Source organism: Cellulomonas sp. B6, assembly GCF_001462455.1.
In the GTDB taxonomy this organism is placed as follows: Bacteria; Actinomycetota; Actinomycetes; order Actinomycetales; family Cellulomonadaceae; genus Cellulomonas.
Genome location: NZ_LNTD01000035.1, coordinates 1 through 11,106, shown reverse-complemented (window position 1 = coordinate 11,106; position 11,106 = coordinate 1). Strand labels below are relative to the sequence as shown.

Here is an 11,106-nt window from a genome sequence, read left to right as displayed (position 1 = left end):
CGCGTGAGCTGGCGCGGCGCCCAGCGCACGGTGCGACGGCTCGGCGCGGCCTCCGCGAGGGGGTGCAGGCGGTCGGCGACGACGTTGCCCGTGGGGTCGGCGCGGAACACGCGGCGGCCGGGGTCGACGAGCGTGCGCAGGAACTCGACCTGGCGGCGCGCGGCGCGCACCTCGGCCTCGAGCTCGAGGATGCGCTTGATGCCCGCGAGGTTCACGCCCTCGTCCTGCGACAGCCGCTGCACCTCGCGCAGCACCTGGATGTCACGCATCGAGTACCGGCGGCCGCGGCCGCGCGTGCGGGCGGGCTGGACGAGTCCGAGGCGGTCGTACTGGCGCAGCGTCTGCGGGTGCATGCCCGCGAGCTGCGCGGCGACCGAGATCACGTAGACCTTGGCGTCCTCGTCCATCGTCCTCCTCCCCTCGCCCCTCTCCCCCTGGTGCCTCCTGCGGTCAGCGGCGTGCCTGCGCCATGAGGTCGGCGCGCACGTCCTGGCCGGACGTCGCGATGCCGAACGCCTGCACGGCTTCCTTGGCCGCGGCGGACAACTTCTGCGGCACGACGACCTGCACGGTCACCAGCAGGTCGCCCGTGCCGGTGGACGTCGTGACGCCCTTGCCCTTGACGCGCAGCGTGCGGCCCGACGGCGTGCCGGCGGGGACCTTGACGCGCACGGTCGAGCCGTCGAGCGTCGGGACGTCGATGGTCGCGCCGAGCGCCGCCTCGTCGAACGCGACGGGCACGGTGACGCGCAGGTTGCTGCCGTCGAGCGTGAACACGGGGTGCGGCTCGACGTGCACGGTGATGACGAGGTCGCCGGCCGGTGCGCCCGGGTCGCCGGGGCGACCCTTGCCGCGCAGCCGGATCTTCTGCCCGTCGCGCACGCCCGCGGGGATGCGCGCGTTGACGGTGCGCCCCTCGACGGACAGCGAGATGGTCGAGCCCTCGGCGGCGGTGCGGAACGGCAGGGTGGTGCTGGCGGTGAGGTCGGCGCCAGGCTGCGGGCCGCGCTGCGCGCCGAACCCGCCGCCGCCGAACAGCCCGCCGAGGATGTCCTCGAACCCGCTGCCACCACCACCGCCGGTGGAGTAGCGGACGCGCCCGCCGGGGCCGTTGGCGCCGCCGAACATGCCGCCGAAGACGTCCTCGAAGCCCTGCGCGCCGCCCGCGCCGGGACGGCCGCCCGCCGTGAAGCGGGCCCCGCCGGCCATGGCGCGCAGCTGGTCGTACTGCTGGCGCTGCTCGGTGTCCGACAGGACCGCGTACGCCTCGCCGATGTCCTTGAACCGCGCCTCGGCGGCCGCGTCCCCGGGGTTCTGGTCGGGGTGCAGCTGGCGCGCGAGCTTGCGGTACGCCTTCTTGATCGCGGCCGCGTCGGCGTCCTTGGGGACGCCGAGCACGGCGTAGAAGTCCTTCTCGAGCCAGTCCTGGCCGGTCACGGCGCCTCCCTCCTGACGTGGTGCTGACCGCCGTGCGGCGGTCGGTGCGTGGTGCGTGCGGTGTGCGTGGTGGTGCTCCGTCGTGGTGCTGCGGGGGCGGCGGCCGGCGGACCGGCCGCCGCCCCGGGCGTGGTGACGATGATGGTGCCGTCAGCCCTCGGGGTCCACCACGGCGACACGCGCCGCGCGCAGGATCCGGTCGGGCGTGCGGTAGCCGGGCTGCAGCACCTGCTGCACCGTCGGCTCCGTGACGTCGGCCGAGTGCGCGTGCATGAGCGCCTCGTGCACCTCGGGGTCGAACGGCTCGCCGGCGGCGCCGTAGCGCTCGACGCCGAACCGCTGCAGCGTCCCCTCAAGCTTCTCGGCGATCGACGCGAACGGCCCCGTGAGGTCGCCGTGCTGGCGGGCCAGCTCGATGTCGTCGAGCACCGGGATGAGCGCCTCGGCGACCGCCGCGACGCCGCGGTCGTGCGAGGCCAGGGCCTCGGCCTTGGACCGCTTCACGTACGCGTTGTACTGCTGCTCGAGGTTGTAGTGCGCCGCCTGGGCGCGCTGCAGGTCGTCGAGCCGCTCGGCGGCGAGCTTCTGCGCCTCGACGAGACCCTCGAGCACGACCTCCTCCTCGGCGGCGGCCGCGGCCTGCTCGGCCTCGGCCAGCACGGCCTCCTCGGGGGTCGGCTCGCGCAGCTGCCCGGTCTCCGGGTCGATGCGGCGCTTGTCGGTCACACGGGGGGTCTCCTCGGGGTCGGGCGCGCCCGACCCCGAGGGGTGCTTGTCGTCGGTCACTTCTTGTCGTCCTCGTCGTCCACGATCTCGGCGTCGACCACGTCCTCGTCGGACGCCGTCTGGCCGGCCGCGTCACCCGCGGGGGCGTCGGCGGCGGGGGCGTCCTGCTGGGCGTAGAGCGCCTCGCCGATCTTCTGGCTCGCGGTCAGCAGGGCCGCGTGCTTGGCCTTGACGTCGTCGAGGTCGGTGCCCTCGAGCGCCGTCTTGAGGTCGGTCACCGCACCGGAGACCTCGCCCTTGACGTCGTCGGACAGCTTGTCGCCGTTGTCGGCCAGCAGCTTCTCCGTCTGGTAGACGAGCTGCTCCGCGGTGTTGCGGGTCTCGGCCTCCTCGCGGCGCTTCTTGTCCTCGGCGGCGTGCTCCTCGGCGTCCTTGACCATGCGGTCGATGTCCTCCTTGGGGAGGGCCGAGCCGCCCGTGATCGTCATCGACTGCTCCTTGCCCGTGCCGCGGTCCTTGGCGGACACGTGCACGATGCCGTTCGCGTCGATGTCGAACGTGACCTCGATCTGCGGCACGCCGCGCGGCGCGGGCGCGATGCCCGTGAGCTCGAACGTGCCGAGCGGCTTGTTGTCCCGCGCGAACTCGCGCTCGCCCTGGAACACCTGGATCAGCACCGACGGCTGGTTGTCCTCGGCCGTCGAGAAGATCTCGGACCGCTTGGTGGGGATGGCCGTGTTGCGCTCGATGAGCTTGGTCATCACGCCGCCCTTGGTCTCGATGCCGAGCGACAGCGGGGTGACGTCGATGAGCAGGACGTCCTTGCGGTCGCCCTTCATGACGCCGGCCTGCAGCGCGGCGCCGACGGCCACGACCTCGTCCGGGTTGACGCCCTTGTTGGGCTCCTTGCCGCCCGTCAGCTCGGTGACGACCTCGGACACCGCGGGCATGCGGGTGGAGCCGCCGACGAGGACCACGTGGTCGATGTCCTTCACGGAGATGCCCGCGTCGCGGATGACCTGGTGGAACGGCGCCTTGACGCGGTCGAGCAGCGACTGCGTCATCTGCTGGAACTGCGCGCGCGTCAGCTTGGTGTCGAGGTGGATCGGGCCGTTCTCGCTCATCGAGAGGTACTGCAGCGAGATGTTGGTGCTGGTCGCGGACGACAGCTCCTTCTTGGCCTGCTCGGCGGCCTCGCGCAGACGCTGCAGCGCGATCTTGTCCTTCGACAGGTCGACGCCCGTGGTGTTCTTCACCTCGGTGACCAGGTGCGCCACGATCGCGGCGTCCCAGTCGTCGCCGCCGAGGCGGTTGTCGCCGGCGGTCGCGCGGACCTCGATGGTCGAGAAGCCGTCGTCGTCCTTGCCGACCTCCAGGAGGGACACGTCGAACGTGCCGCCGCCGAGGTCGAAGACGAGGATGTTCTCGTCCTCCTTGCCGCGCTCCAGGCCGTAGGCCAGGGCCGCGGCGGTGGGCTCGTTGATGATGCGCAGGACGTTGAGGCCCGCGACCGTGCCCGCGTCCTTGGTGGCCTGACGCTCGGCGTCGTTGAAGTACGCCGGGACCGTGATGACCGCGTCGGTGACGGGCTCGCCCAGGTACGCCTCGGCGTCACGCTTGAGCTTGCCGAGGATGCGGGCGCTGATCTCCTGCGGCGTGTACTTCTTGTCGTCGACCGTGGTCGTCCAGTCCGTGCCCATGTGGCGCTTGACGGACGAGATGGTGCGGTCGACGTTGGTGACGGCCTGGCGCTTGGCGACCTCGCCGACCAGCACCTCGCCGGTCTTGGAGAACGCCACCACGGACGGAGTCGTGCGCGACCCCTCCGCGTTCGCGATGACCGTGGGCTCGCCGCCCTCGAGGGTGGCGACCACGGAGTTGGTGGTGCCGAGGTCGATGCCGACTGCTCGTGCCATGTGCGTGCCTTCCTTCCGGAACCTCGCGGGCTCCTGCTGCGTGGAGTGCTCGACGTCTTGAGCCCGCCTGGCTCAAGTCTGCGACGGTGGGTGGCCGTCCGACAAGTCGAAGCGGGGAGAAGTTGAGTCTGATGGGCTCAACTCCGGTGGGATGTCGGTTGTTCCCGGGGGTCGTGCACGGTCGACGTCCGTCCGCGCCGGGGGTCTCATCCGCGGTGGCGACATCCCCTGAGGCCTGCCGCGGTACGTCCGGCCCGTGGCAGGTGAGCCGGCGGTAGGTTCCTGCCATGCCCGACCTTCGGCGTGCGTTGCTCACCGTCGCGACGTCGGCCGTCGCCGCCTGGCTGATCACGACGAACGCGCCCTGGTGGTGCGTCGCCCCCGCGGTGGCGGTCGCGACGACCGGAGCTCTGGCGTGGTGGCAGCAGGCCCGCGCGGCTCGACCTCGGCCTGAGGTGGCCGCGCGGCCGGGATGGCGCACGCAGCCGGTCCTCGCGGGTGCGAGCCTGGGCGGCACCCTCGAGGTCCTCGGCGCAGCGGGCGACGACGTCCCGAGCGGGACGCGCCTGATCCTGGCGTGGTCCACCGACGGCGTCGAGCTCTCACTGCACGGCGTGCCGCTGCTGACGCTCGGCTGGGACGACGTCCGGCTCGTGGAGACGTGGCCCGTCCAAGCCGGCCCTCACCACAGCCGGGGAGTCCGCCTGTTCGTCCGCCTGGATGACTGCCTCGAGCTGCTCCCCACCTACGGGCGGCGCGGGCGCCACCCTGCGCTGCCGCGGCGCGCCGCGGATCTCGCCGCCGAGCTCCGCGGCGTCCGCGAGATCGCAGTCCCCCCGCCACCGCGCCCACCCGTGCCGCCCAAGCCCCGCACCCGGGTGCTCGTGCCGTCCGGCGACGACGAGCGGCGCCCGGTGGACGTCGCGCTCAGCACCGCGCTGCTGGCGGCGAGCCACAGCTGGGGGCGGGAGCTGCGGCTGCAGCCGGACGAGCGGCCCGGGGAGGTGGACGAGCCCTGGACGGGCGACGATCTCAGCACGACGATGTTCTACATGCTCCGCATCGAGGTCCCCAGCGTTCCCCTGGAGCGTGGGGCGAGGGTCGGTGACGACGCCTCGCGCGTGTGCCGTCACCTGGCGGAGCTGTACCCCGGGCTGGCAGCCGATGCGCTCGACGCTTACCACTACCGCTACTGCTTCGAGAACCGTTGAGCCGATCGCACGAGCATCGGCGACCTGGGTGAGCGGCTCACCGAGCAGGACCCCGTCCGGGCGGTCGCGCCGCCCGCCTGCGGCCCGTCACCCGACTCCACGACGGGGAGCGCGTCCCCGCCCGGCCGTACGCGCGCTCCGCGAGGGCGGCGACCCCGAGGCCGAGCGCGTACGCCACCAGGTCGAGCGGGTCCGCCGTCGAGCCCACCGTCAGCTGCAGGAGCGGGTGGGCGTCCGCAGAGACCCGGCCCGGGCCCTGCCAGGCCTCCACGCCGCACGCGAACAGTCCGACGCCCACCAGACGTCCGGTCGTGCTCCCGATCCGTACGGCCGCCAGCGCCGAGACGAGGAACACGACCACCACGACGTCTCCGACGAAGGACCGGAGCGCCCCCGTGGCGCACCAGAACAGGACGAGCACCGCTGCGGCCGAGCCTGCCGCGACCCCCAGCGCAGGCAGCGAGATCCGGCCTCTCATCGCCGAGGGCCCGACTCGGCGGTGAGCACCTGGTCGGCCTGCAGCGCGGTCGTCACGAGGTCACGCTAGTTCTCGTGGCCGGGGAGGTCGGTCGAGTGGGTGCGAGGAGACGCCGCCGGCGTTCGCGGGAGCACCCGACCCGCTCAGAGGTCCCGGACGGTCAGCAGGCTGCACCCCGCGGCGGACCGCGCCACCACCTCGCCCGTCTCGCGGAACCCGAGCTTCGCCAGCACCCGGCGGGACGCCGCGTTCCAGTCCCACACCGTCGCCCGCAGCCGTGAGCAGCCGGACGCGCGCGCCCACGCGACCACCGCCCGGCCCGCCTCGGTGGCGTAGCCCCGGCCTTGCGCCGCGCGCAGCAGCTCGAACGCGAGCTCGGGCTCGTCGGGCGGCGGGCTCCCCCACCCGGTCAGGCCGCAGTACCCGACGACCTCGTCGGTGTCGCTGCGGTGCACGGCGAGGAGTCCGGGCTCGTCGCCGAGCCGCGCGGCGACGTCCGCGACGGTCGGCCGACCGTGGGCGTCGATGCGCCGGTGCTCGGGCACCCGCGGGTCCCGCTCGGTCCACAGCAGGCGGTACGTCGCCGCGTCCTGGGCCCGGCGGGGCCGCAGCACGAGGCGGTCGGTCTCGAGCAGGTCGGGCACGGGCGTCGGCGCCATGCGGCGATCGTGCCACCCGCGCGGACGGGTCGCCGCAGGTGAGGACGTCAGGGGCCCGGCCGGGCGCGCGGAAATCTCGCGACCCTCGCACCCCGGCCTGCCAGGATCACCGGCGTGATGCTCCGCGACGCGACCGGCGACGACCTCGACCTCCTCCACGACATGCTCCTGGAGGCGTTCAACTGGGACGGGACGCCGCGGTTCACGCGGGCCCAGGTCGTCGCGGACACGCACACCGCGCGCTACCTCGGCGGGTGGAAGCGCCCGGACGACTTCGGGCTCGTCGCGACCGACGACGACGGGCACCCGCTCGGCGCGGTCTGGGCGCGCGCCCTGCCCGCCGCGACGCCGGGGTACGGCTACGTCGCGGACGACGTCCCGGAGATCGGCATGGCCGTCGCGCGTCCCCACCACGGGCGGGGCGTGGGGTCGGCGCTGCTCGCCGGGTGCCTCGCGCAGGCGCGAGGCCTCGGGTGGCGGGCTGTGAGCCTGAGCGTCGAGGACGGCAACGCCGCCGCGCGTGCGCTCTACACGCGGCACGGGTTCGTGGTCGTCGGCCGCAACGGCGGCTCCGACACGATGCTGCGCGAGCTCTGAGCGCGCCCCGCACGTCGAGGTGCCGCGCAGACGACGGGCCCCGACGTCGACGTGGAACGTCAAGACGAATCACACCGACAAGGGCTACCTGGGCGTCATCGCCTCGGGCTGCAACGAGGAGTCGCCGACATGACCGCTCGCCACGCCCCCGTGGCCCTCCTTCTCCTCGGGGCTGCACTGCTGCTGACCGCGGGGGCGCTCTTCTACTTCGGTTTCAGCACCGCGGAAGAGTCCCTCTCGCTCCCCTATCGGCCTAGCGCTCCGCAGCTCTGGCTGGCCGGTCTCGGCGCCGCGTCGATCGTGCTGGGCTGCGTGCTCGCGATACGTCGCGGCACCGATGGCGGGGGCTGACGCTCCGTCCGTCGGGCTTCAACTCGACACTCCCGGTCCGGCGCCGCCGAGGTTCTCACCGGCGCCGGACCGGGACTGACCGTGCGCGCGCCACGGGTTGGTCGTCGGCCGCAACGGCGGTTCCGACACGATGCTGCGCGAGCTCTGACCTCACAGCCGCACCTAATCGTTTGTGCTGATCGCCCGCCCCGCCGGGCCCGTGCCACAGTGGCCCGAACCGCCGAGTGAACGCTCACATCGGCGGTCGACCGCAGCGCCGCGATCACAGGAGGCAGACGCCATGCACCGACTCGCCCGACGGCTCCTCGTGGCCGTCACGCTCAGCCTCGCGCTGGCCGGAGGCGTCGTCACGACGTCCGCACCTGCGTCCGCCGAGAGCAACGGCGGCACGCGCGTCATGCCGCTGGGCGACTCGATCACCGAGGGCGTCGGCATGACCGGGGGCGGCGGGTACCGCGTGGGGCTGTGGCAGCGCCTCGCGCAGAACGGCTACACGACCGACTTCGTCGGGTCGGGCTTCAACGGGCCAGCGAGCCTCGGCGACCACGACCACGAGGGGCACTCCGGCTGGCGGATCGACCAGATCGACGCCAACGTCGTCAGCTGGGTGCGCACGTACCAGCCGCGCACCGTGCTGCTGCACATCGGCACCAACGACATCACCCAGAACCGCGACCTCGCCAGCGCGCCCGCGCGGCTCGCGTCCGTCGTCGACAAGATCACCAGCACGTCCCCGCAGACCGACGTGTTCGTCGCGACCCTCATCCCCGTGTCGTTCGCCGACGCGCAGGTCCGCGCCTACAACTCCGCGATCCCGGGCCTCGTGCAGAGTCGCGCCGCCGCCGGCAAGAAGGTGCACCTGGTCGACATGTACCGGGCGGTCAGCACCGCCGACCTCCCCGACGGCGTGCACCCCAACGCGGCGGGCTACGACAAGATGGCCGCCGCCTGGTTCGCGGCGCTGCGCTCCGTGCCCGGCAGCATCGGCAACCCCGCCGGCAACCCGGGCAACCCGGGGACCCCCGGCACGGTCGACACCTCCGCCTGGTACACGCTCGTCAACCGCAACAGCGGCAAGGCCCTCGACGTGTACAACCTGTCGACCGCGGACGGCGCGCGCATCGCCCAGTGGTCCCGCAACGGCGGCAACCAGCAGCAGTGGCAGTTCGTCGACGCCGGCAACGGCTACTACAAGCTGAGGTCGCGGCTGTCGGGCAAGGTGCTCGACGTGGCCGCGAAGTCCACCGCCGACGGCGCGACGATCCAGCAGTGGACCGACAACAACGGCACCAACCAGCAGTTCAGCCTCCAGACCGTCGAGGGCTACGTGCAGCTGATCAACCGCAACAGCGGCAAGGCCGTCGAGGTGCAGGGCGCCTCGACCGCCGACGGCGCGAACGTCGTGCAGTACAGCGACTGGAACGGCGCCAACCAGCAGTGGCAGCTCGTGAAGGTCGGCTGAGCGTCACCCTCACCGCCGGGCCGACGCCCGGGTGCGACCAGTGGCACCCGGGCGTCGGCGCGGCACGCTCAGGCCGACGGCGCCGCCGGCTCCGGGACGGCGGTGGCCACCGCGTCGTCGACCGGCACGGTGACGTCGGGCGGCGCGGCTCCGTCGGGCGGCACGGGGACGTCCGTCGCCGGCGGCGCGCCCAGCGCCCGGCGGATCGTCGCGTGCCGCAGCAGGAACGCGCGTTCGTCGAGCTTCTTGCGGCGCAGCCACGACACGACCTCGGTGTTGCACTTGCTGGCGTTGCACGCCCCGCACGCGGGCACGACGTTGTCGACGGTGTAGCGACCGCCGCGCGAGATCGGCAGGACGCAGTCCCGCTGCAACGGGCGGTCGCCCGCACCGCAGTAGGCGCAGCCGCCCCACGCGTCCCGCAGCGCGCCCCACTCCAGGTCGGTCAGGTCGTTGTCGACCCGGGCGAGCCGGCGCCGTCGGCGGCGGGCGACCTGGACACGGCGGGTGGGGCGGGCCATGGCGGCAGCGTAGGTCGCGCCGCACTGACAGGATGACGACCGTGACGATCGAGACCTCGGGCGACGGCCCGCTCGCACCCTTCGACGCGGTGTGGGACGCCGTGGCGACCCTCCCGACCCCCGCGCGGGCGATGTTCGCCCTGGCGTGCGCCGAGCGCCTGGCTCGTGCCGCCGGCAGGGACGACGAGCTGTCGGAAGCGCTCGAGGCGGGCTGGGCGGCGGCCGACGGCCAACCGGCGGACCTCGCGCCCCTGCGCTCGGAGCTCGAGGACCGCGACGACCTCGACGACGACGACCCGGCCGCGACGTACTTCGCGCTCGGCGCGGCAGCAGGCTCCGTCAAGGACTGCCGTGCGGCAGCCAACCGCGCGATGGACGCCGCGTTCGCGCGCGTCACCTACCCCGCGGGCGCGACGACCTTCCGCCCGTTGGCGGACGACGCCGCCGAGCCCCCCGTGCAGGACGAGCTGGCGTGGCAGCGGGCCGCCGCGACCAGGCTCGCCGACGACGGGCCCACGGACGACGTCAGGGCGTGGCTCCGCCGGTAGCCAGGGCGGGGACGTCACCGGCAGAGTGGCGCAGATCAGGGCAGCGCGGCCGCCGGTGACGCTCGACCACGGGCGACCGGACCGATCACCGATCGGTGACCCCGGCGCACCCGGTCCTAGGTGTACTGACCCGCAGCGTTGTTGACGCGGTCGATGGGTCGTTGTCCGCCGATGCCGAGGTGGGGTCGGTCCAGGTTGTAGTGCTCGAGCCAGGCGGGCAAGGCCGCGGCGCGTTCGGTGGTGGAGGTCCAGGGGCGGCGGTAGGCCCACTCGGTGGCGAGGGTGCGGTTGAGGCGTTCGACCTTGCCGTTGGTCCACGGGCAGTGCGGTCGGATGAACTTCTGGACGATGCCGAGGTCGGCTGCGACGCGTTTGAACTCCCGGGAGTTGCGGTAGGCGAACGCGTTGTCGCTGATCACGCGTTCGATCCGGATGCCGTGGGAGGCGTAGAACGTTGCTGCGCGGGCCAGGAAGCCGGCCGCCGTGGTGCCTTTCTCGTCGTCGTGGATCTCGGCGTAGGCCAGGCGGGAGTGGTCATCGATCGCGGTATGGACGTAGTCGTAGCCGATCGGTGCACGCTTGCTCTTCGCCGTGACGGTCGCCTCTCGCCCGTGGGCGCGCCACCCGCCGCCGTCGGGGATCCGCCCGAGTTTCTTGACATCCACGTGGATCAACGAGCCCGGGTAGGGGTGCTCGTAGCGAGCCGCCGACGCTCGCGCCGCGCGGATCGGCAGGCCGGTCACCGGGTCGCACTCGCGCAGCAGGCGTGCCCGGTGCCGGGCCAGGACCCGCCCGACCGTGGAGGGCGCCAGGCTGAGGTGGTGGCCGATCCAGACCGGCCCGCGCCGCGAGAGCATCCGCGCGATCCGGATCCGCGTCTCCACGCAGGGTGACGTGCGGTGCGGGTGGCTCAGCGGGCGGCTGGGCCGGTCCACCAGGCCCGCACGGCCCAGCTCGCGATACCGGCGCCACCACCGCCACGCCGTCGTTCGCGAGACACCCATCTCCGCAGCGACATGAGCGACCGGGCGACCGGCCTCGATGCGCTCGACCATCACGAACCTGCCGGCAGGGGTCAACCGGGCGTTAGCGTGGGACACGAGAGACCTCCAGTGGTCGACGCGGGTTCCTTGAGCAGTTCCCACTCGACCCGGAGGTCTCTCGCTACGTCAACAACGTTCCGGGTCAATACACCTAGGC

Annotated in this window: 13 protein-coding genes; 5 read left to right on the top strand and 8 right to left on the bottom strand. The window is 73.1% G+C overall.

Annotation, left to right across the window (positions count from 1 at the left end):
- From ATM99_RS02255 to dnaK, 4 genes are all read right to left on the bottom strand, one after another.
- A partial coding sequence (locus tag ATM99_RS02255) for a heat shock protein transcriptional repressor HspR (protein WP_062101330.1) occupies positions 1-407 on the bottom strand: 407 nt, incomplete at its 3' end.
- 43 nt (positions 408-450) lie between these two features.
- Positions 451-1,437 carry a DnaJ C-terminal domain-containing protein gene (locus ATM99_RS02250; protein WP_062101329.1) on the bottom strand — a complete coding sequence of 329 codons (987 nt, stop codon included), beginning with the start codon at positions 1,435-1,437 and terminating at the stop codon, positions 451-453.
- A 150-nt stretch (positions 1,438-1,587) separates the two neighbouring features.
- Complete coding sequence (locus ATM99_RS02245) at positions 1,588-2,223, bottom strand: nucleotide exchange factor GrpE (protein ID WP_062101328.1); 636 nt, start codon at positions 2,221-2,223, stop codon at positions 1,588-1,590.
- Entirely contained in the window at positions 2,220-4,079 is a 1,860-nt protein-coding gene (gene dnaK, locus ATM99_RS02240) for a molecular chaperone DnaK (protein ID WP_062101327.1), read from the bottom strand. Before dnaK ends, ATM99_RS02245 begins: the two co-directional genes overlap by 4 nt.
- Before the next feature lie 287 nt (positions 4,080-4,366).
- On the opposite strand from dnaK, the gene ATM99_RS02235 reads away from it, so the two are divergent.
- Entirely contained in the window at positions 4,367-5,290 is a 924-nt protein-coding gene (locus ATM99_RS02235) for a hypothetical protein (protein ID WP_062101326.1), read from the top strand.
- Between the two features lie 37 nt (positions 5,291-5,327).
- On the opposite strand, the gene ATM99_RS02230 is transcribed toward ATM99_RS02235, so the two are convergent.
- Both ATM99_RS02230 and ATM99_RS02225 read right to left on the bottom strand, forming a co-directional pair.
- Positions 5,328-5,768 (bottom strand): DUF2809 domain-containing protein, encoded by a 441-nt coding sequence (locus ATM99_RS02230; RefSeq protein ID WP_062101325.1) that lies wholly within the window; start codon positions 5,766-5,768, stop codon positions 5,328-5,330.
- A 143-nt stretch (positions 5,769-5,911) separates the two neighbouring features.
- Positions 5,912-6,427, bottom strand: a complete 516-nt coding sequence (locus ATM99_RS02225; RefSeq protein WP_062101324.1) for a GNAT family N-acetyltransferase — start codon at positions 6,425-6,427, stop codon at positions 5,912-5,914.
- Between the two features lie 117 nt (positions 6,428-6,544).
- Between ATM99_RS02225 and ATM99_RS02220 the strand changes: the two genes are divergently transcribed.
- From ATM99_RS02220 to ATM99_RS02210, 3 genes are all read left to right on the top strand, one after another.
- Positions 6,545-7,024 carry a GNAT family N-acetyltransferase gene (locus tag ATM99_RS02220; protein WP_223304768.1) on the top strand — a complete coding sequence of 160 codons (480 nt, stop codon included), beginning with the start codon at positions 6,545-6,547 and terminating at the stop codon, positions 7,022-7,024.
- Between the two features lie 129 nt (positions 7,025-7,153).
- A complete protein-coding gene (locus ATM99_RS02215) occupies positions 7,154-7,375 on the top strand; it encodes a hypothetical protein (RefSeq protein ID WP_062101322.1) in 222 nt (73 codons plus the stop codon).
- 280 nt (positions 7,376-7,655) lie between these two features.
- Positions 7,656-8,837 (top strand): RICIN domain-containing protein, encoded by a 1,182-nt coding sequence (locus ATM99_RS02210; RefSeq protein WP_062101321.1) that lies wholly within the window; start codon positions 7,656-7,658, stop codon positions 8,835-8,837.
- A 68-nt stretch (positions 8,838-8,905) separates the two neighbouring features.
- Here ATM99_RS02210 and ATM99_RS02205 read toward each other — a convergent pair whose 3' ends face one another.
- Positions 8,906-9,358: an HNH endonuclease gene (locus ATM99_RS02205; RefSeq protein ID WP_082659143.1), complete on the bottom strand. Its 453-nt coding sequence runs from the start codon at positions 9,356-9,358 to the stop codon at positions 8,906-8,908.
- A gap of 41 nt (positions 9,359-9,399) precedes the next feature.
- Here ATM99_RS02205 and ATM99_RS02200 point away from each other — a divergent pair, with 41 nt between their 5' ends.
- The gene (locus tag ATM99_RS02200) at positions 9,400-9,906 is read left to right on the top strand and encodes a hypothetical protein (protein ID WP_062101320.1); all 507 of its coding nucleotides are present in this window, start codon (positions 9,400-9,402) and stop codon (positions 9,904-9,906) included.
- A 116-nt stretch (positions 9,907-10,022) separates the two neighbouring features.
- Here ATM99_RS02200 and ATM99_RS02195 read toward each other — a convergent pair whose 3' ends face one another.
- Complete coding sequence (locus tag ATM99_RS02195; protein WP_062101319.1) at positions 10,023-11,006, bottom strand: IS481 family transposase; 984 nt, start codon at positions 11,004-11,006, stop codon at positions 10,023-10,025.
- Positions 11,007-11,106 lie beyond the last annotated feature (100 nt).

Excerpts from the sequence above, each read along its gene's own strand:
- dnaK (WP_062101327.1), bottom strand. The coding sequence starts at position 4,079 with ATGGCACGAGCAGTCGGCATCGACCTCGGCACCACCAACTCCGTGGTC.
- ATM99_RS02235 (WP_062101326.1), top strand. The coding sequence starts at position 4,367 with ATGCCCGACCTTCGGCGTGCGTTGCTCACCGTCGCGACGTCGGCCGTC.
- ATM99_RS02230 (WP_062101325.1), bottom strand. The coding sequence starts at position 5,768 with ATGAGAGGCCGGATCTCGCTGCCTGCGCTGGGGGTCGCGGCAGGCTCG.
- ATM99_RS02225 (WP_062101324.1), bottom strand. The coding sequence starts at position 6,427 with ATGGCGCCGACGCCCGTGCCCGACCTGCTCGAGACCGACCGCCTCGTG.
- ATM99_RS02220 (WP_223304768.1), top strand. The coding sequence starts at position 6,545 with ATGCTCCGCGACGCGACCGGCGACGACCTCGACCTCCTCCACGACATG.
- ATM99_RS02215 (WP_062101322.1), top strand. The coding sequence starts at position 7,154 with ATGACCGCTCGCCACGCCCCCGTGGCCCTCCTTCTCCTCGGGGCTGCA.
- ATM99_RS02210 (WP_062101321.1), top strand. The coding sequence starts at position 7,656 with ATGCACCGACTCGCCCGACGGCTCCTCGTGGCCGTCACGCTCAGCCTC.
- ATM99_RS02205 (WP_082659143.1), bottom strand. The coding sequence starts at position 9,358 with ATGGCCCGCCCCACCCGCCGTGTCCAGGTCGCCCGCCGCCGACGGCGC.